Below are 18,336 nucleotides of genomic sequence, written 5' to 3' on the forward strand. Positions count from 1 at the left end.
AGAAGGGCTGCAAACGGGCCATCTGCGCATCGGTCAGCCAGAAAAGGTTGCTCATGATCCAGTCTCCCTGCGGAGGCTGAATCACGCCGCGAGCGGATGATCAATGGGTCCTGACCCTAGATTCGTCAAACAGAACGTGTGTTGGGCGTGGTCTTTTCAACCGATCTGGAATCTTCATACAGAAGTGTCCGACCTGACGTTACCAATCAGTGCCGATCGAAGGATATACAGATCAACCTATTGGTGGGCGCTGACGTAGGACAACACTCCCCATTAACCACCCCCTTAACAAACCCTTACCGTCCACACCCATTCCCCGGCAAAATCAACCCCTTACCCCCATCTGTCCACCGTGGACACCCCACCGGAGTCCCTTGCGGCCCCCGCCCCCAACAAACCCCCTTCCCTTCCCCGATTTCCCCCGTATAGTCGCCCCCCATGACCAGGGGCCATCATATCCACTCCCTCGGGGCCGTCTCGCGGCCTCTCCTGCCCCGTGGTCTCCTCCTTCTTAGCCGCCTCTGAGCGTGCCCCCGGGCGCGACCGCTCAGAGGTGACCAGCGCCCCCCACGCTCAGCTAAGACAAGGAACACCCCATGACCCAGGATAAGGTCGTCATCTTCGACACCACCCTCCGCGACGGCGAACAAAGCCCCGGCGCGACCATGACCCACGAGGAAAAGCTGGAGATCGCCGGCCTCCTCGACGAGATGGGCGTCGACATCATCGAAGCCGGCTTCCCCATCGCCTCCGAAGGCGACTTCGCCGCCGTGACCGAGATCGCGAAGCGGGCAAGGAACTCTACCATCTGCGGCCTCGCCCGCGCGAACTTCAAGGACATCGACCGCTGCTGGGAGGCCGTGAAGCACGCCCGCAGCCCGAGGATCCACACCTTCATCGGCACCTCCCCCCTCCACCGCGCGATCCCGAACCTGGACATGGACCAGATGGCCGACCGGATCCACGAGACGGTGACCCACGCGAGGAACCTCTGCGACAACGTCCAGTGGTCCCCCATGGACGCGACAAGGACCGAACCCGACTACCTCTGCCGGGTCGTCGAGATCGCGATCAAGGCCGGAGCGACGACGATCAACATCCCCGACACCGTCGGCTACACCTACCCGATGGAGTCGGCGAAGATCATCCGCATGCTGCTGGAGCGTGTCCCCGGGGCCGACACGATCGTCCTCGCGACCCACTGCCACAACGACCTCGGCATGGCCACCGCCAACGCCCTCGCCGCCGTGGAAGCGGGCGCCCGCCAGATTGAATGCACGATCAACGGTCTGGGTGAGCGGGCCGGCAACACGGCGCTGGAAGAGGTCGTGATGGCGATGCGGGTCAGGAACGACATCCTGCCGTTCCAGACGGGCATCGACACCACCAAGATCATGAACCTGTCGCGCCGCGTCTCGCAGGTCTCGGGCTTCCCGGTCCAGTTCAACAAGGCCATCGTCGGCAAGAACGCCTTCCTGCACGAATCCGGCATCCACCAGGACGGGGTCCTGAAGAACGTCCAGACCTTCGAGATCATGCGGCCCGAGGATATCGGGCTGACCCAGAAGAACATCGCGATGGGCAAGCACTCCGGCCGGGCGGCGCTGCGGGCCAAGCTGAAGGAGCTGGGCTTCGAGCTGGCCGACAACCAGCTGAACGATGTCTTCGTCCGGTTCAAGGCGCTCGCCGACCGGAAGAAAGAGGTCTATGACGACGACCTGATCGCGCTCGTCAGCGACGAGCAGACCAACGACGCCTACGAATACCTGCAACTCAAGAAGCTGCGGGTGGTCTGCGGGACCGAGGGGCCGCAAGAGGCGGACATGATCCTGTCGATCGACGGCAAGGACCACCATATCGACGCGACCGGCGACGGGCCGGTGGATGCAGCCTTCAACTGCGTGAAGATGCTCTTCCCTCACAAGGCGCGGCTTCAGGTCTATCAGGTCCACGCGGTGACCGAGGGGACGGACGCGCAGGCGACCGTCAGCGTCCGGCTGGAGGAAGAGGGGCGGATCGTCACCGGCTCGGCCGCCGATACCGACACCATCGTCGCCTCGACCCGGGCCTATATCAACGCGCTGAATCGGCTGATCGTGCGGCGGCAGAAGACCGCCCCGGGCGAGGATGTGAAGACGGTCTCATACCACGGGGAATGACGGATCTGCCCGAAGTGTCCACGGTGGACATTTCGGGCAAGCGTTTGAAAAAGAAAGACTCTCCTGTGGACGTTAACCTTCTGGAAAGGTCGGTCCACGCCCCCATTCCCGCACCCAGTCCACGAAGGCCCTGAGCGGCGGCAGAGGGTTGCGGCGGCTGGGATAGTAGAGGTAGCAGCCGGGAAAGGGCGGGGTCCAGTCGGCCAGCACCTGCACCAGCGCACCCGAGGCGAGGGGCGCGCGCACCTCGTCCTCGAAGAAATAGCCGATCCCCACCCCCGCCAGCACCGCCGCGATGCGCAGGTCGGTGTCGCGGGTCAGAAGCGGGCCGTCCACCCCGATCCGCAGCTCCTCGCCGTCCTTCTCGAACTCCCAGCGGTAGGGCGTGCCGGTCGAGGGCACCAGCGTCACGAGGCAGGCGTGACCGGCCAGGTCGCGCGGATGCAGCGGCGCGGGATGGCGGGCAAGGTAGTCCGGCGCGGCCACGCAGACCATGCGCAGCGGCCCGCCGAAGGGCACGGCGATCATGTCGCCCTCCAGCCGCTCGGCCAGGCGGATGCCGGCATCGAACCCCTGGGCCACGATGTCGATGAGCGCATCGTTCGAGGCCACCTCCAGCCGCACCCTGGGGTAGCGCGCCAGGAACCCCGGCACGATCCGCGCGAGAAGCGGGATCGCCACCCGCACCACATCCAGCCGCAGGGGGCCCGCCACCTCTCCCGCCGCGGCGAAGGCGGCGTCGAGGACGCCATCGAGATCGTCGAGCACCGGCAATAGCCGCTCGGCCAGCGCCAGCCCGGCATGGCTGGGAGCGACGCTGCGCGTGGTGCGGTTCAAGAGCCGCTGGCCCAGCCGGTCCTCGAGCGCGCGGATGGTCTGCGACAGGGCCGAGGGCGTCATCCCCAGCTGCGCCGCTGCCCGGGTGAAGCTGCCCTGCCGCACCACGGCGGCGAAGGCGCGCAGTTCGGCATAGTCGCTGCCGCGCATTGATTAGCCCCACTTCATGGCTCATTCGGATAATGTCCGATTATCGCGGCAATCCCGGCATGGCACAAGCGCGCATCCCGGATGAGGAGACTGTCATGTTCAAGCGGATCAAGGCCTGGTGGGCGGCGGAAACTGCCCTGATGCACTTGCAGGGGGTCAGCGACAGGATGCTGGCCGATATGGGGCTGGAGCGCGAGGACCTGCGCGCGCGGGTCCTGGGCCAGACGGCGCAGGTCACGGCGCCGGAGAGGCTCGGCTGCGGCACCTGCGGCATGCCGGCAGCGGGCAGTGCGGTATAGGCGCAGGAATTTTCGGAGAAATTTCTTGTGTCAGGCGCCCTTCATCTCCTGAAGCGTGTTGCCGCCGTCCACCACAAGCATCGCGCCGGTGACATAGGACGCCTCCTCCGAGGCGAGGAACAGCACGCAGGCGGCGACCTCGTCCGGGGTGCCGGGTCGGCCGGCGGGGGTGCGCTGGCCGGCGCGGATCTCGTCCTCGGAAGAGCTTTCGGTCTGGATCCAGCCTGGCAGCACCGCGTTGCAGGTCACGCCTCGCGACCCGTATTCCAGTGCGATAGACCGGGTCATGCCGGTGATCGCGGCCTTGGCGGTGGCATAGGCGGAAGAGCCGTCGATGGTGACGACCGGCCCGGTGACGGAACTGATGTTGACGATCCGGCCATAGCCCCGCGCGGCCATGCCTGGCAGTGCGGCGCGGCAGGCGTGGAAGGTGGTGTTGATGTTCAGCGCCATGTGATGCGCCCAGGCGGCATCGGACCAGCCGGCGAGCTGCGCGCGGTCCACCTCCTTGCCGGTCTGCACCATGCCGGCGTTGTTCACCAGGATCTCGACCGGGCCGAGCGCCTGCTCCACCGCGCGGAAGAGGCCCGCGACCTGCGCCGGATCAGTCAAATCGGCGACATGAGAGAAGGCGCCAAGCTCCCGCCCCCGGTCGTGGATGCGCGCAGACGTGGCGGTGACCGCGACCCTTGCCCCGGCCCCGGCCAGCGCCCGCGCGATGGCGAAACCGATTCCCCCGGGCGCCCCCGCCCCCGTCACCAGCGCCACGCGCCCTGTCACCTTGCCCATCGCCTTGCCCCCTTGCCGACGGCCCATCTTGCCAACCTATCGCAAAAGTGAAAGCCTGCGCCGGTCTCGCCCGCAATACTTCCGGCCAGAGATCGCAATTCTGCAGGCACGCGGAAGTGTGCGGATCGCGGCCACCGGGGCTTTCGCTTCCCCCCGCGCTGACTCTATAAGGAGCAGCCCCGTCGGAGCCCCCGAGTCGGGGCCGTAGCTATTGACTGAAGGACTGCACATGTCGCTTATCCCCGGCCTCTTCTCGTCGGACATGGCCATCGACCTCGGGACCGCGAACACGCTGGTCTATATCCGCGGCAAGGGCATCGTGCTGAACGAGCCCTCGGTGGTGGCCTACCACAACAAGGACGGCAAGAAGGTCGTGCTGGCGGTGGGCGAGGATGCCAAGCTGATGCTGGGCCGGACCCCCGGCACCATCGAGGCGATCCGGCCGATGCGCGACGGGGTGATCGCCGACTTCGAGGCGGCGGAAGAGATGATCAAGCATTTCATCCGCAAGGTGCACAAGCGGTCCACGATTTCCAAGCCCAAGATCATCGTCTGCGTGCCCCACGGTGCGACTCCGGTGGAAAAGCGGGCGATCCGGCAGTCGGTGCTGTCGGCCGGGGCCAAGCGCGCCGGGCTGATCGCCGAACCCATCGCGGCGGCCATCGGCGCGGGGATGCCGATCACGGAACCCACCGGCAACATGGTGGTGGACATCGGCGGCGGCACGACCGAGGTCGCGGTGCTGTCACTGGGGGACATCGTCTATGCCAGGTCGGTGCGTGTGGGGGGCGACCGGATGGACGAGGCGATCGTCAGCTACCTGCGGCGGCACCAGAACCTTCTGATCGGGGAATCGACCGCCGAGCGGATCAAGACCAGTATCGGCACGGCGCGGATGCCGGATGACGGGCGGGGATCCTCGATGACGATCCGGGGCCGCGACCTGCTCAACGGTGTCCCGAAGGAGACCGAGATCAACCAGGCGCAGGTGGCCGAGGCGCTGGCCGAACCCGTGCAGCAGATCTGCGACGCGGTGATGCAGGCGCTGGAGGCGACACCGCCGGACCTGGCGGCCGACATCGTGGACCGGGGCGTGATGCTGACCGGGGGCGGGGCTCTCCTCGGCGAGCTGGACCTGTCCTTGCGCGAACAGACGGGGCTCTCGATCAGCGTGGCCAACGAGTCACTGAATTGTGTTGCTCTCGGCACCGGGAAGGCTCTGGAATACGAAAAGCAGCTTCGGCATGTGATCGACTACGATACCTGAGGCCGACTGGCCGATGGCGATGGAAGGCTGACCCTTGGCCAAGAACCGCACCGCACCCGAGGAATACGCGCGCCCGCTGCGCCGGCTTCTGGTCTGGCTGGCGGTGCTGGTGCTGCTGGCGCTGTTCGTGCTGTGGCGGATCGACAGCCCGCGGGTGGAACGGTTCCGCGCGGCGCTGATCGACGCGGTGGTGCCGAATTTCGACTGGGCGATGCGGCCGGTGACGGCGATCGCGGGGATGATCGACGACTACCAGTCCTACACGCGGATCTACGAACAGAACCAGGAGCTGAAGCGCGAGTTGCAGCAGATGAAGGCCTGGAAGGAGGCCGCGCTGCAGCTGGAGCAGAAGAATGCCCGGCTTCTGGACCTGAACAAGGTGCGGCTGGACCCGAAGCTGACCCATGTCACCGGCGTGGTGATGGCCGACAGCGGCAGCCCGTTCCGGCAGTCGGTGCTGCTGAACGTGGGCGCGCGGGACGGGATCCGCGACGGCTGGGCGACGATGGACGGGATCGGGCTGGTCGGGCGGATCTCGGGCGTGGGCGAGCGCACAAGCCGCGTGATCCTGGTCACGGATTCGAACAGCCGGATCCCGGTGACGATCCAGCCCTCGGGGCAGAAGGCGCTGCTCAGCGGCGACAATTCGCCCCTGCCGCCGCTGGAGTTCATCGAGGACAGCGACCAGGTCCGCCCCGGCGACCGGGTGGTGACCTCGGGCGACGGCGCGGTGTTCCCGGCCGGCCTTCTGGTCGGCCAGGTCGCGCTGGGCACCGACAAGCGGTTCCGGGTGGTGCTGGCGGCGGATTATCAGCGGCTGGAGTTCCTGCGCGTGCTGCGCAGCCATGAATTGCAGCCGATCACCGACCCCGGCAGCCTGATCGCCCCGCCACAGGGCGCGCCGCTGCCCGATGCTTCGGCCCGCGCGGCCGAGGCGGCGGCCGGGGCGCCGCCGGCGGCGACCGAGGGCGGCAATGTCGAGGAAGCCGGTTCGGGCGCGGCAGAGGGACCGGCACCGGAGGCCGGCGATGGCTGAGTTCTGGCGGCAGGAACACTGGATCTTCCGCGGCCTGTTCCTGGCCATCGCGCTGGCGCTTCTGTTCGTGCGGCTCTTGCCGCTGGGCAGCGCCCCCGGCGCCATGCCGGGACCGGACCTGTTGATCTGCGTGACGCTGGCCTGGATCGTGCGCCGCCCCGATTTCCTGCCGATGCCGCTGATCCTCCTGGTCTTTCTGGCCGAGGACCTGATCCTGTTCCGCCCGCCGGGCCTCTGGGCCGCCATCGTGATCCTGGCGACCGAGTTCCTGCGCAGCCGCATCGCGCTGACCCGCGAGCTGAGCTTTCCGGTCGAATGGCTCCTGGTCTCGGGGGTGATGCTGGGCATGATGCTGGCCTACCGGACGATCCTGGGTATCGCCTTCGTCCCGCAGGCCCCCTTCGGCTTTGCCGTGGTCCAGGTCCTGTGGTCGATCGCGGTCTATCCGGTGGTCGTGGGCCTGTCGCGCCTGGCCCTTGACCTGCGCAAGCCCGCGACCGGCGAAGTGGATGATTTCGGGAGACGGCTGTGAAACGGACTGCCCGCGACACCGAGGAAAGCAACCGCACGCTGAACCGCCGCGCACTGATGCTGGGCGGCGCGATGGGGGCGATGGTCGCTGTCCTGGGGGCGCGGATGCGGTATCTTCAGGTCGATCAGGCCGACGAGTTCCAGCTTCTGGCCGAGGAGAACCGGATCAACATCCGCCTGATCCCGCCCGAGCGTGGGATGATCCTGGACCGCAACGGCAAGGTCATCGCCGGCAACGAACAGAATTACCGCGTCGTCATCACCCGCGAGGCAGCGGGCGACGTGGATCTGGTGATGCGCCGCCTCGCCGCCATCATCCCGATGACCGCCGAGGAGATGCAGGCCAGCATCGACGAGGTGAAGTCGCTGCGCGCCTTCGTGCCGGTGACGGTGGCCGAACGGCTGAGCTGGGAGGATTTCTCGAAAGTCGCAGTCAATGCTCCCGCCCTGCCTGGCGTGGTGCCCGAGGTCGGCCAGTCGCGGCGCTATCCGCTGGATACCGACTTTGCCCATGTCGTTGGCTATGTCGGCCCGGTCAGCGAAAAGGACCTCGAGGGGCTGGAAAACCCCGATCCCCTGCTGCGCATCCCGAAATTCCAGATCGGCAAGATCGGCGTCGAGAAATGGATGGAGGACACTCTGCGTGGCGAGGCGGGAACCAAGCGGATCGAGGTCAACTCGGCCGGCCGCGTCATGCGCGAACTGGAACGGCAGGAGGGCACGCCGGGTCTCGACATCCGGCTGACCATTGACGCCGATGTGCAGAATTTCGCCCAGGCGCGGCTGGGCAGCGAAAGTGCCGCGGTGGTGGTGATGGACGTGACGAACGGCGACATCATCTGCTGCGCCTCGTCGCCTTCGTTCGATCCGAACCTCTTCGTCCGCGGGATCAGCCATGCCGACTATGCCGCACTGACCGAGAACGACCACCGGCCGCTGGCCAACAAGACGGTTTCGGGGGCCTATCCGCCGGGCTCGACCTTCAAGATGGTGACTGCTCTGGCCGCACTGGAGGCCGGGGTGGCCACGCCCGAGACCAAGGTCAGCTGTCCGGGCTACATCGAGTTCGGCGAGCGCCGGTTCCACTGCTGGAAGCGGTCCGGTCACGGCACCGTCAGGCTGGGGCGCAGCCTGTCGGAAAGCTGCGACGTCTATTACTACGAGATCGCCCAGAAGGTCGGCATCGACAAGATCGCCGAGATGGGCCGCAGGCTGGGCCTGGGGCAGAAATTCGACATCCCGATGTCGGCGATCACCGAAGGCAACATGCCGGACAAGGCGTGGAAGCTGGAACGGCACAAGCAGGAATGGCGGATCGGCGACACGATCAACGCCTCGATCGGGCAGGGCTATGTGCTGACCTCGCCCTTGCAGCTGGCGGTGATGACGGCCCGGATCGCCAGCGGGCGGCAGGTGTCGCCCCGGCTGGTGCGGATGGTGCGCGACCGTGAGCTGCCGGTGGCCGAGCCCCCGGCGCTGGACATCGCGCCCGAATACCTGGCGGCAGTCCGGCAGGGCATGCACGAGGTGGTCAACGGTGAGCACGGCACCGCGAAATCCAGCCGGATCGTCGATCCGACCCTGGTGATGGCCGGCAAGACGGGCACCAGCCAGGTGCGCAACATCACCAAGGCCGAACGGGAGGCCGGGGTGATCTCGAACGACCAGCTGCCCTGGAACCGGCGCGACCATGCGCTGTTCGTAGGCTATGCGCCCTACGACAACCCGCGCTATGCGGTGTCGGTGGTCGTGGAGCACGGCGGGGGAGGCTCGACTGCGGCGGCTCCGATCGCCCGGGACGTGCTTCTGCGCGCGCTGTCGGACGGGCTGCCGTCGCTTGACGCCTATCCGTCCAGCCAGCGCGGCCGGATCGAGACCATGCTGAAGGAGCTTCCCTTGCGCGATCCCGTGACCGGCAAGCCGCCAGCGCCGACCGAGACCTGAGGTTGCGATGAGTTTCCTTGAATACCGCGTCAAGTTCGTACCTACGGGCATCCGCAAGATACTCTACATGAACTGGCCACTGGTGGTGCTGGTGACGGCGGTCGCCTCGGTCGGGTTCCTTATGCTCTATTCGATCGCGGGCGGGAACCTCGACACCTGGGCGCGGCCGCAGATGGAACGCTTTGCCGTGGGCATGGTGCTGATGTTCGCGGTAGCCATGGTGCCGATCTGGTTCTGGCGCTCGATGGCGGGGGTGGCCTATCTGGTGGCCTTCGTGCTGCTGCTGATCGTGGAATTCTTCGGCACGGTCGGCATGGGGGCACAGCGCTGGATCGACCTGGGCTTCATCCGGTTGCAGCCTTCGGAGATGATGAAGTTCACCCTGGTGATGGTGCTGGCCGCCTATTACGACTGGCTGGATCCGAAACGGGTCTCGCGGCCACTGTATGTGCTGATCCCGGTTCTTCTGATCGTGACGCCGACGGTGCTGGTGCTGATGCAGCCGAACCTCGGCACCTCGCTGATGCTGATCCTGGCAGGCGCGACGGTGATGTTCGTCGCAGGGGTCAGCCTTTGGTATTTCGGCGCGGTGCTGGCGCTGGGGATCAGCGCCATCGTCGGGGTCTTCACCCTGCGCGGGACGCCCTGGCAGTTCCTGCACGACTACCAGTACAAGCGGATCGACACCTTCCTCGACCCCTCGGCCGATCCGCTGGGCGCGGGCTACAACATCATCCAGGCCAAGATCGCACTGGGCTCCGGCGGTTGGAGCGGCAAGGGCTTCATGCAGGGCACGCAGTCGCGGCTGAACTTCCTGCCGGAAAAGCACACCGACTTCATCTTCACCACGCTGGCCGAGGAATTCGGCTTTGTCGGGGCCTTCTCGCTTCTGGGGCTTTATGCGCTGATCCTGGGGTTCTGCCTGGTGGCGGCGTTGCAGAACCGCGACCGGTTCTCCTCGCTCCTGATCATCGGGGTGGCGGCGAACTTCTTCTTCTACATCGCGGTGAACCTGTCGATGGTTATGGGCATGGCGCCGGTGGTGGGGGTGCCCTTGCCGCTCTTGTCCTATGGCGGGTCGGCGATGATGGTGCTCCTGGTTGGCTTCGGCCTCGTGCAAAGCGCCCATGTCCACCGGCCGAGGTGATCCGATGCCCACCGTCCTGTTCGCCGCGCCCGCGCTCTGGGCGGAATACCGGACCGCGCTGCCGCAGGCCCTGGCCGAGGCCGGCGTCGCCGCGCGCGTCGTCACCGAGGCTCCGCCCGAGGAGGTGGACTACATCGTCTATGCCCCCGGCGTGCCCTTGCAGGACTTCACACCCTACCGGCGGGCGAAGGCGGTCCTGAACCTCTGGGCGGGGGTGGAGCGGATCGTGGGCAACCCGACCCTGACCCAGCCGCTCTGCCGCATGGTCGATCCGGGCCTGACCGAGGGCATGGTGGAATGGGTGACGGGCCACACGCTGCGGCACCACCTCGGCATGGATCGGCACATCGTGAACCCCGGCCATGTCTGGGACCCGACCTGCCCGCCCTTGGCGCGCGAGCGGCCGGTGACGATCCTCGGCATGGGCGCGCTGGGATCGGCCTGCGCGGCGGGCTTGCGGGCGCTGAATTTCCCGGTCACGGGGTGGAGCCGGACGCCGAAGCCGGGCTGCCTGCACGGGGAGGACGGCCTGCGCCAGGCGCTCGCGACGGCGCAGGTGCTGGTGCTGCTCTTGCCGAAGACGCCCGAGACCGAGAACCTTCTGAACGCCGAACGCCTTGCCCTTCTGCCCCGTGGCGCGGTGATCCTGAACCCCGGCCGCGGCGCGCTGATCGACGACGACGCGCTTCTGGCCGCCCTTGATGCCGGCCACATCGGCCATGCCACGCTGGACGTGTTCCGGGTCGAGCCGCTGCCGCCCGACCACCCCTACTGGTCCCATCCCCGCGTCACCGTCACCCCGCATATCGCCGCCGACACCCGCGCCACCAGCGCCGCGCGGGTGATCGCGGAGAACATCCGCCGCGGCGAGGCGGGCGAGCCCTTACTGCACCTCGTGGACCGCGCGCGGGGCTACTGACCCGAGAATTGTCGGCGAAGGTTCTCGGGGGCCGGGGGAAGGTCGCGAACGGGACAGAGGGAACCCGCCCCCCGTGGCAGCACGGGCCGGAAAGAGGTGCGGCGATGCGATACGGGCAGGGTGTGGCGCTGGTGCTTGCGGCGGGGTCGCTCTGGTCGCTGATGGGCCTCGGCCTGCGCCAGATCGAGGCGGCCAGCGTCTGGCAGATCCTGTTCTGGCGTTCGGTCGGAATGGTGCCGGTGCTTCTGGCCTTCGTCTGGTGGAGATCCGGCGGCCAGCCGCTCATGACGATCCGCCAGGTGGGCCTTGCCGGAGTGATCGGGGGGCTGGGACTCGTCTTCGCCTTTGCCGGCGCGATCCACGCGATCCAGACCACCACCATCGCCAATGCGGTGTTCCTTTTCACCGCCTCACCCTTCGTCGCGGCGATACTTGGCTGGATCCTTCTGGGCGAGAAGGTACGCCCCTGGACCTGGGCCACGATCGCGCTGGCCGTCGCGGGCATGTATCTGATGGTGCGCGAAGGGCTGGAGATGGGCGCGGCTTCCGGCAACATCGCGGCCCTTCTGTCAGCGGCGGGCTTCGGCGCCTTCTCGGTTGCGCTGCGCTGGGGAAGACTTTCAGAGATGCTGCCGGTCTCGCTGCTGGGGGGCCTGTTCTCGGCCCTTGTCGCGGCGGGGGTGCTGGCAGTGCAGGGGCAACCCATTGCACCCTCGGCCTGGGACATCGGCATCTCGACGGGTATCGGCGCGCTGATCCTGGCCTTGGGCATGCTCTGCTACACCCTGGGCAGCCGGGTGATTCCGGCGGCGGAGCTGACGCTCCTGTCGCTGATCGAGGTGCTCCTGGCGCCGCTGTGGGTGTTTGTCTTTCTCGGCGAGACCGCCAGCGCCGCAACCTTCGCGGGTGGCGGGGTGCTTTTGGCTGCCGTGTCGTTGAACGCGGTCATGGGCGCTCGCGCCCATATGGCGCAGGGGCTTGCGAAAGCGCCCTGACCTGTGAATGAATGATCAAATTCACGGGGCGCGAAGATCCCGTGACAGGGAGACCATCGGATGCGGTCGGAACCGCAGGATACGGAAAGCGGCCCCTGCTGGCCGCGCAAGCCCGAGTTCGGCGGCGGAGGCCCTGCCCGTCCCGCCACCGGGGCGCATCGCCCCTGACCCGACATCCGATCACAACAGAGAGGCACCATGCCCGGAAATCTGACGCTTGAGGAATTGAAGAAGGCCGTGAAGGCCGGCGAGATCGACACCGTGATCGCGGCCGGCATCGACATGCAGGGCCGCCTGATGGGCAAGCGGTTCCATGCCGAGTTCTTCGTGAACGGGGGCTACGAGGAAACCCATTGCTGCAACTACCTGCTGACCGTGGACATGGAGATGAACACGGTGCAGGGCTACAAGTCCTCGTCCTGGGAGACAGGCTATGGCGACTACACGCTGAAGCCCGACCTGCGCACGCTGCGCCGCATCCCCTGGCTGCCGGGCACCGCGCTGGTCCTGGGCGACACGCAGGACCATGCCACGCACGAGGACGTGCCGCATGCGCCGCGCTCGATCCTGAAGGCGCAGGTCGCCCGCGCCCGCGCCATGGGGTTTGAACCCATGATGGCGACGGAACTGGAGTTCTACCTGTTCGAGAATTCCTACGAGAACCTGCGCGACGGCGGGCTGAACGCGCTGCGCACCGTGGGCGGCTACAACGAGGATTACCACATCTTCCAGACCACCAAGGAAGAAGACGTGATGCGCGCCGTCCGCAACGGACTTTACGGCGCGGGGATCCCGGTCGAGAACTCCAAGGGTGAGGCGGATGCCGGCCAGGAGGAGATCAACTATCGGTATTCGGACGCGCTGGATACGGCCGACAACCACGTCATCATCAAGAACGCGATCAAGGAGATCGCGTGGTCGAAGGGCAAGTCGGTGACCTTCATGGCCAAGTACGATCACCGCAAGGCCGGGTCGTCGAGCCATATCCACCAGAGCCTCTGGACTAAGGACGGCAAACCCGCCTTCGCCGACAAGGCGGACGGCCACGGCATGTCGGACCTGATGAAGCACTACCTTGCGGGCCAGCTGCACCATGCGCGCGACATCACCGCCTTCCTTGCGCCTTACGTCAACAGCTACAAACGCTTTACCGTGGGCATGTTCGCGCCGACCAAGGCGGTCTGGAGCGCCGACAACCGCACTGCGGGCTTCCGGGTCTGCGGAGTCCACACCAAGGCGGTGCGGGTGGAATGTCGCATTCCGGGCTCGGACGTGAACCCCTATCTTGCCTGCGCGGCGCTGTTGGCGGCGGGGCTTGACGGGATCGAGAAGAAGATGGCGCTGGAGCCGGAGTTGCGCGGCGACATGTATTCCGCCAAGGGCATCCGCGAGATCCCGCATACCCTGCGCGAGGCGGCGGAGCTGATGAACAAGTCCACGATGCTGCGCGAGGCCTTCGGCGACGACGTGATCGACCACTACCACCACGCCGCCCAGTGGGAGATTTCCGAGACCGACCGCGTCGTCACGGATTTCGAACGCGAGCGGCTTCTGGAACGCGCTTAAGGGGGACGCGATGGACAGGTGGGCAGGCGGATGTCAGTGCGGGGCGGTGCGCTATGCGTTCACCGCCCGGCCGGACAACGCCTGCCTCTGCCATTGCCGCATGTGCCAGAAACAGGTCGGCGGACCCTTCGCCGCCTGGGCCGGATCGCACCGCGACAACTTCCAGCTGACGCGGGGCAACCTGGCGCATTTCCAAAGCTCTGCCGACGCGCTCCGCGGCTTCTGCCGGGACTGCGGCACGCCCCTGACCTACGAGGCGCTCTCGCGTCCCCGGATCGAGGTCACCATCGGCTCGCTCGACCGCCATGCCGAGCTTCGGCCCGAGCATAATGTCGGGACCGAGGCGATGGAGCACTGGCTGACCGGGATCGCCACGCTGCCCTCCACCCGGACGGGCGAAGGCGACAACGGTGTCGGCGACACGACAGAGCGCTTCGACCTGATCCGGCAAAGCAACCTTCAACACCCGGACCACGACACCGAGGTCTGGCCGCCGAACCGATTGTAAGTCGGGGCTTGCCCCGACTCTTTGAAAACGGCGGGGCGGGCCCCGCCCTACGAGGACTGACATGAAGCCAATCCAACTCATCTCTCCCGTCGATGGCCGGGTCTATGCCGAACGGATGCCGCTGTCGCCCGAGGCCGCCGAGGCGGTCGTCGCCCGGGCGAAGGCCGCGCAGAAACCCTGGGCCGCCCGCCCGCTGGACGAGCGAATCGCGCTGGTCAAGGCCGGGGTCGCCAAGCTGAACGCCATGTCCGAGGTGGTGGTGGAAGAGCTGGCCTGGCAGATGGGCCGCCCGACCCGTTACGGCGGCGAGTTCGGCGGGGTGAATGCCCGCACCGACTACATGGCCTCGATCGCCGCCAAGACCCTCGCCCCCGAGATGATCGAGGACAGCGACAAGTTCCGCCGCTATCTGGCCCGCGAGCCGGTGGGCGTCGTCTTCATCATCGCGCCCTGGAACTACCCCTACCTGACCACGATCAACACGCTGGTGCCTGCCCTGATCGCGGGGAACACGGTGGTGCTGAAACATGCCAGCCAGACCCTCCTCGTCGGCGAGCGTCTGGCCGAGGCCTTCCACGCGGCGGGCGTGCCCGAGGACGTGTTCCAGAACGTCGTCCTTGACCACGCCACCACCGAAGCCCTGATCGCGAAGCGCAGCTTCGGCTTCGTGAACTTCACCGGCTCGGTCGGCGGCGGCCAGGCGATCGAGCGCGCGGCGGCGGGGACCTTCACGCCGCTCGGCCTCGAACTCGGCGGCAAGGACCCCGGCTATGTGCGCGAGGATGCGAACCTCGACCTGGCAGTGGATGTGTTGATGGACGGCGCGATGTACAACGCGGGGCAGTGCTGCTGCGGGATCGAGCGGATCTATGTCCACGAAAAGCTGTTCGACAGCTTCGTGGAAAAGTCGGTCGCCTGGGTGGGCCAGCTGAAACTGGGCAATCCATTCGACGCCTCGACCACGCTCGGCCCCATGGCGCACAGGCGCTTTGCGCAGGTCGTCCGCGACCAGACGGCCGAGGCCATCGCCAAGGGAGCAAGGCCGCTCCTCGACCCGAAGAAATTCGCCGATGACGGCGGCGCCTATCTGGCCCCGCAGATCCTGGTCAATGTCGATCACTCCATGCGGGTGATGCGCGAGGAATCCTTTGGCCCCGTGGTCGGCATCATGCCGGTGAAGAACGACGAGGAAGCCATCCGGCTGATGAACGACTCGCCCTACGGCCTGACCGCGAGCATCTGGACCGAGGACTACGACACCGCCGCCCGGATCGGCGCACAGATCGAGACCGGGACCGTGTTCATGAACCGGGCCGACTACCTCGACCCCGCGCTGACCTGGACGGGCGTCAAGGACACCGGGCGCGGCACCTCGCTGTCCTATCTCGGGTTCCATTCGGTGACCCGTCCGAAATCCTATCACCTGAAGAAAGTCTGAGACCATGACCCACAACGTTCCCAACCGGAACTGGTCCTACCCCACCGCGATCAAGTTCGGCGTCGGCCGCATCGCGGAACTGGCCGACCACGCCAAGTCCATCGGCCTGAAGAAGCCGCTCCTCGTCACCGACAAGGCGCTGGCGTCCCTGCCGATCACCCAGAACGCGCTCGACATCCTCGACGCCGCGGGCCTGGGCCGGGCGGTGTTCTCGGACGTGGACCCGAACCCGACCGAGAAGAACATGGAAGCCGGGATCGCCGTCTACAAGGCGGGCGGCCACGACGGGGTGATCTGCTTCGGCGGCGGCTCGGCCCTGGACCTTGGCAAGATGATCGCGCTGATGGCCGACCAGCCTAAGAAGCTGAAGGTCTGGCAGCTGGAGGACATCGACGACTGGTACACCCGGGCCGACGCCTCGAAGATCGCGCCGATCATCGCGGTGCCGACGACGGCGGGGACCGGGTCCGAGGTTGGTCGGGCCGGGGTGCTGACCAACAGCGAGACGCACAAGAAGAAGATCATCTTCCACCCGAAGCTGATGCCCGCAGTCACGATCTGCGATCCGGCCCTGACCACCGGGATGCCGAAGTTCATCACGGCGGGCACGGGGATGGACGCGCTGGCGCATTGCCTTGAGGCTTACAGCAGCCCCTTCTACCACCCGATGTCCCAGGGCATCGCGCTGGAAGGCATGCGGCTGGTGTTCGAGAACCTGCCCAAGGTCTACAAGGACCCGAACGACCTTGACGCCCGCGCGCACATGATGAGCGCGGCGGCGATGGGGGCGGTGGCCTTTCAGAAGGGGCTGGGAGCGATCCATGCCCTCAGCCACCCGATCGGCGCGGTCTACAACACGCATCACGGCACCACGAACGCCGTGGTGATGCCGATGGTGCTGGACTTCAACCGGAAGGCCGTGAAGGACCGGCTGACCTCGGCCGCGGCCTACATCGGCATCAAGGGCGGCTACAAGGGCTTCTACCAGCGCATCCTTGACCTGCGCGAGACGCTGAACATCCCGGAGAACCTGACCAAGCTGGGCGTCAAGGACCCGGATCTCGACATGCTGACCAAGATGGCGCTGGAGGACCCGTCCTGCGGCGGCAACCCGGTCAAGATGACCAAGAAGAACACGCGCAAGCTGTTCGAGGCCTGTCTCTGACGGTGCGCTGTAGCGCAGCCTGCGCCCTGGCGCGATGCTGATGCGCGAGACGACCGACATCGCGGTGATCGGCGCGGGTGTGATCGGCCTGACCGTCGCGCTGGAGCTGATCGACCGGGGCCACGAGGTGACCCTGGTCGATCCCGGCCCGCCCGGCATGGGGGCAAGCTACGGCAATGCCGGCACGATCGCCGGCTATGCCACCAGCCCGGTCGGCACGCCCGACGTGCTGCGGTCGCTGCCCGCGCTGCTGTTCTCGAGAACCTCGCCGCTGGCGATCCGCCACCGGGCGCTGCCCTCCCTGATGCCCTGGCTGATGCGCTTTCTCTGGCAGTCGCTGCCCACGCAGGCCCGGCACAATGCCGGGGCGCTGGCCTTCCTGTTGCGCGATGCGGGCGAGCTTTGGGACGATCTGGTCCTGCGGGTGCAGGGGGCGGGCATCCTGCAACGGCGGGGCTGCCTTTACCTTTACGAGACCGGCGAGGCCTTCACCCGCGCCTGGGCCGAGCTGGACCGCCGCCGCGCGCTGGGGGTGGAGGTGGACCTTCTCGGCCCCGAGGCGCTGGCGGCGCTGGAGCCCGGCCTGCCGCCGCAGGCGGGCGCGGCCTTCTTTCCCGCCGCGACCTTCCTCGACGATCCCGGCCGGATGATGGGCCTGATCGCGGCCGAGGTGCTGGGCAAGGCGCGGCTTCTGTCCGCGCGGGCCGAGCGGCTGGAGCGCAGGCCGGACGGCGTGGTGATCGAGGGGCCGGATCTGCACCTGCACGCCCGCCGCGTGGTGATCGCCGCCGGCGCCCATTCCCGCGCGCTGGCGCGGCAGGCGGGCGACCGGATCCCGCTGGACACCGAGCGCGGCTATCACGTCGAATGGGACATGGCCGAGCCGCGCCTGACCCGCCCCGCCTGCCCCACCGCGCGGGGGTTCTACCTCTGCCCGATGGCGGGACGGCTGCGCGCGGCGGGGACGGTGGAACTGGGCGGCCTTCACCTGCCGCCTTCGCCGCATCGCATCGCGAAACTGGTCGAGGGCGCGCGGGCCTTCTTCCCCGATCTCGGCCCGCCGGACCGCGAGTGGATGGGATTCCGCCCCTCGATCCCCGACAGCCTGCCGGTGATCGGGCCCTCAAGCGGCGGGGGCGAGGTGATCCTGGCCTTCGGTCATGGGCATCTGGGGGTGACGCTGGCGCCCGTCACGGCACGGATGGTGGCGGCACTTGTGGACGGGCGCGACCCCGGACCGGCGGCCCCGGTCTGCCGGCCCGGACGGTTCTGACAGCAAGACGCCGGCAGAACACAGTTCCGCCGGCGCACAGGGGTTCCGCATGGGTCGGTCGGGCCGGGTGAACCCGGCCCGATCCGGCGGGCTTACCTCCGCGTCACTTGCTCGTCGTCGTCATTGCCGCAGGCAAGGGCGCAGACCAGGACCAGCCCCACCACGACCGGAACGATCCAGCCCGAGCGCGGCGTCTCGGCCACGACTTCCGGCTGCCCCTCTTCTTCGACGATGACAGGGCCACCGGCAAGGGCGGCGGTCGAGGTGAGGGCCAGCGAGGTTGCTAGGATGGAAGCAGCGAGGCGGTTCATGG

Annotated in this window: 17 protein-coding genes; 14 read left to right on the top strand and 3 right to left on the bottom strand. The window is 67.3% G+C overall.

The window, feature by feature from the left end; translation table 11 throughout:
- The first annotated feature begins 596 nt into the window (after positions 1 to 596).
- Positions 597 to 2,159, top strand: coding sequence for a 2-isopropylmalate synthase (locus ACK4IU_RS08805; protein ID WP_409733879.1), 1,563 nt, complete (start codon positions 597 to 599; stop codon positions 2,157 to 2,159).
- 72 nt (positions 2,160 to 2,231) lie between these two features.
- Here ACK4IU_RS08805 and ACK4IU_RS08810 read toward each other — a convergent pair whose 3' ends face one another.
- Positions 2,232 to 3,146, bottom strand: a complete 915-nt coding sequence (locus ACK4IU_RS08810; protein WP_409733881.1) for a LysR family transcriptional regulator — start codon at positions 3,144 to 3,146, stop codon at positions 2,232 to 2,234.
- 32 nt (positions 3,147 to 3,178) lie between these two features.
- On the opposite strand from ACK4IU_RS08810, the gene ACK4IU_RS08815 reads away from it, so the two are divergent.
- Complete coding sequence (locus tag ACK4IU_RS08815) at positions 3,179 to 3,445, top strand: DUF1127 domain-containing protein (RefSeq protein WP_409733883.1); 267 nt, start codon at positions 3,179 to 3,181, stop codon at positions 3,443 to 3,445.
- 30 nt (positions 3,446 to 3,475) lie between these two features.
- Here ACK4IU_RS08815 and ACK4IU_RS08820 read toward each other — a convergent pair whose 3' ends face one another.
- Positions 3,476 to 4,234, bottom strand: coding sequence for an SDR family NAD(P)-dependent oxidoreductase (locus tag ACK4IU_RS08820; RefSeq protein WP_409733886.1), 759 nt, complete (start codon positions 4,232 to 4,234; stop codon positions 3,476 to 3,478).
- A gap of 229 nt (positions 4,235 to 4,463) precedes the next feature.
- Between ACK4IU_RS08820 and ACK4IU_RS08825 the strand changes: the two genes are divergently transcribed.
- The 12 genes from ACK4IU_RS08825 (at position 4,464) to ACK4IU_RS08880 (ending at position 18,023) form a co-directional block, all read left to right on the top strand.
- Positions 4,464 to 5,501: a rod shape-determining protein gene (locus tag ACK4IU_RS08825; RefSeq protein ID WP_149589559.1), complete on the top strand. Its 1,038-nt coding sequence runs from the start codon at positions 4,464 to 4,466 to the stop codon at positions 5,499 to 5,501.
- Between the two features lie 34 nt (positions 5,502 to 5,535).
- Entirely contained in the window at positions 5,536 to 6,537 is a 1,002-nt protein-coding gene (gene mreC, locus ACK4IU_RS08830) for a rod shape-determining protein MreC (protein WP_409733889.1), read from the top strand.
- Entirely contained in the window at positions 6,530 to 7,069 is a 540-nt protein-coding gene (locus tag ACK4IU_RS08835; protein WP_149589561.1) for a rod shape-determining protein MreD, read from the top strand. The genes mreC and ACK4IU_RS08835 overlap by 8 nt, the downstream gene beginning before the upstream one ends.
- Positions 7,066 to 9,012: a penicillin-binding protein 2 gene (mrdA, locus tag ACK4IU_RS08840; RefSeq protein WP_409733892.1), complete on the top strand. Its 1,947-nt coding sequence runs from the start codon at positions 7,066 to 7,068 to the stop codon at positions 9,010 to 9,012. The genes ACK4IU_RS08835 and mrdA overlap by 4 nt, the downstream gene beginning before the upstream one ends.
- 7 nt (positions 9,013 to 9,019) lie before the next feature.
- Positions 9,020 to 10,159 (top strand): rod shape-determining protein RodA, encoded by a 1,140-nt coding sequence (rodA, locus tag ACK4IU_RS08845; protein ID WP_409733895.1) that lies wholly within the window; start codon positions 9,020 to 9,022, stop codon positions 10,157 to 10,159.
- A gap of 4 nt (positions 10,160 to 10,163) precedes the next feature.
- A complete protein-coding gene (locus ACK4IU_RS08850; RefSeq protein WP_409733897.1) occupies positions 10,164 to 11,078 on the top strand; it encodes a 2-hydroxyacid dehydrogenase in 915 nt (304 codons plus the stop codon).
- Positions 11,079 to 11,182: 104 nt separating this feature from the next.
- Positions 11,183 to 12,073, top strand: coding sequence for a DMT family transporter (locus tag ACK4IU_RS08855; RefSeq protein WP_409733900.1), 891 nt, complete (start codon positions 11,183 to 11,185; stop codon positions 12,071 to 12,073).
- 198 nt (positions 12,074 to 12,271) lie between these two features.
- On the top strand, positions 12,272 to 13,639 hold the full coding sequence (locus ACK4IU_RS08860; RefSeq protein WP_409733903.1) for a glutamine synthetase family protein: 1,368 nt from the start codon (positions 12,272 to 12,274) through the stop codon (positions 13,637 to 13,639).
- Positions 13,640 to 13,649: 10 nt separating this feature from the next.
- Entirely contained in the window at positions 13,650 to 14,147 is a 498-nt protein-coding gene (locus tag ACK4IU_RS08865; protein WP_409733904.1) for a GFA family protein, read from the top strand.
- 61 nt (positions 14,148 to 14,208) lie between these two features.
- Entirely contained in the window at positions 14,209 to 15,585 is a 1,377-nt protein-coding gene (locus tag ACK4IU_RS08870; protein ID WP_409733906.1) for an aldehyde dehydrogenase family protein, read from the top strand.
- Positions 15,586 to 15,589: 4 nt separating this feature from the next.
- Positions 15,590 to 16,750 (top strand): iron-containing alcohol dehydrogenase, encoded by a 1,161-nt coding sequence (locus ACK4IU_RS08875; RefSeq protein ID WP_409733909.1) that lies wholly within the window; start codon positions 15,590 to 15,592, stop codon positions 16,748 to 16,750.
- A gap of 40 nt (positions 16,751 to 16,790) precedes the next feature.
- Positions 16,791 to 18,023, top strand: coding sequence for an NAD(P)/FAD-dependent oxidoreductase (locus ACK4IU_RS08880; protein ID WP_409733912.1), 1,233 nt, complete (start codon positions 16,791 to 16,793; stop codon positions 18,021 to 18,023).
- A gap of 92 nt (positions 18,024 to 18,115) precedes the next feature.
- Here ACK4IU_RS08880 and ACK4IU_RS08885 read toward each other — a convergent pair whose 3' ends face one another.
- Positions 18,116 to 18,334 (bottom strand): hypothetical protein, encoded by a 219-nt coding sequence (locus ACK4IU_RS08885; protein WP_409733915.1) that lies wholly within the window; start codon positions 18,332 to 18,334, stop codon positions 18,116 to 18,118.
- Positions 18,335 to 18,336: the final 2 nt, after the last annotated feature.

It is taken from the genome of Tabrizicola flagellatus, assembly GCF_046295235.1.
Classification (GTDB): Bacteria; Pseudomonadota; Alphaproteobacteria; order Rhodobacterales; family Rhodobacteraceae; genus Tabrizicola; species Tabrizicola flagellata_A.

What these genes read in the sequence shown, in the direction of transcription:
- ACK4IU_RS08805 (WP_409733879.1), top strand. Translation starts at nt 597, where the DNA reads ATGACCCAGGATAAGGTCGTCATCTTCGACACCACCCTCCGCGACGGC.
- ACK4IU_RS08810 (WP_409733881.1), bottom strand. Translation starts at nt 3,146, where the DNA reads ATGCGCGGCAGCGACTATGCCGAACTGCGCGCCTTCGCCGCCGTGGTG.
- ACK4IU_RS08815 (WP_409733883.1), top strand. Translation starts at nt 3,179, where the DNA reads ATGTCCGATTATCGCGGCAATCCCGGCATGGCACAAGCGCGCATCCCG.
- ACK4IU_RS08820 (WP_409733886.1), bottom strand. Translation starts at nt 4,234, where the DNA reads ATGGGCAAGGTGACAGGGCGCGTGGCGCTGGTGACGGGGGCGGGGGCG.
- ACK4IU_RS08825 (WP_149589559.1), top strand. Translation starts at nt 4,464, where the DNA reads ATGTCGCTTATCCCCGGCCTCTTCTCGTCGGACATGGCCATCGACCTC.
- ACK4IU_RS08835 (WP_149589561.1), top strand. Translation starts at nt 6,530, where the DNA reads ATGGCTGAGTTCTGGCGGCAGGAACACTGGATCTTCCGCGGCCTGTTC.
- rodA (WP_409733895.1), top strand. Translation starts at nt 9,020, where the DNA reads ATGAGTTTCCTTGAATACCGCGTCAAGTTCGTACCTACGGGCATCCGC.
- ACK4IU_RS08850 (WP_409733897.1), top strand. Translation starts at nt 10,164, where the DNA reads ATGCCCACCGTCCTGTTCGCCGCGCCCGCGCTCTGGGCGGAATACCGG.
- ACK4IU_RS08855 (WP_409733900.1), top strand. Translation starts at nt 11,183, where the DNA reads ATGCGATACGGGCAGGGTGTGGCGCTGGTGCTTGCGGCGGGGTCGCTC.
- ACK4IU_RS08860 (WP_409733903.1), top strand. Translation starts at nt 12,272, where the DNA reads ATGCCCGGAAATCTGACGCTTGAGGAATTGAAGAAGGCCGTGAAGGCC.
- ACK4IU_RS08865 (WP_409733904.1), top strand. Translation starts at nt 13,650, where the DNA reads ATGGACAGGTGGGCAGGCGGATGTCAGTGCGGGGCGGTGCGCTATGCG.
- ACK4IU_RS08870 (WP_409733906.1), top strand. Translation starts at nt 14,209, where the DNA reads ATGAAGCCAATCCAACTCATCTCTCCCGTCGATGGCCGGGTCTATGCC.
- ACK4IU_RS08875 (WP_409733909.1), top strand. Translation starts at nt 15,590, where the DNA reads ATGACCCACAACGTTCCCAACCGGAACTGGTCCTACCCCACCGCGATC.
- ACK4IU_RS08880 (WP_409733912.1), top strand. Translation starts at nt 16,791, where the DNA reads ATGCGCGAGACGACCGACATCGCGGTGATCGGCGCGGGTGTGATCGGC.
- ACK4IU_RS08885 (WP_409733915.1), bottom strand. Translation starts at nt 18,334, where the DNA reads ATGAACCGCCTCGCTGCTTCCATCCTAGCAACCTCGCTGGCCCTCACC.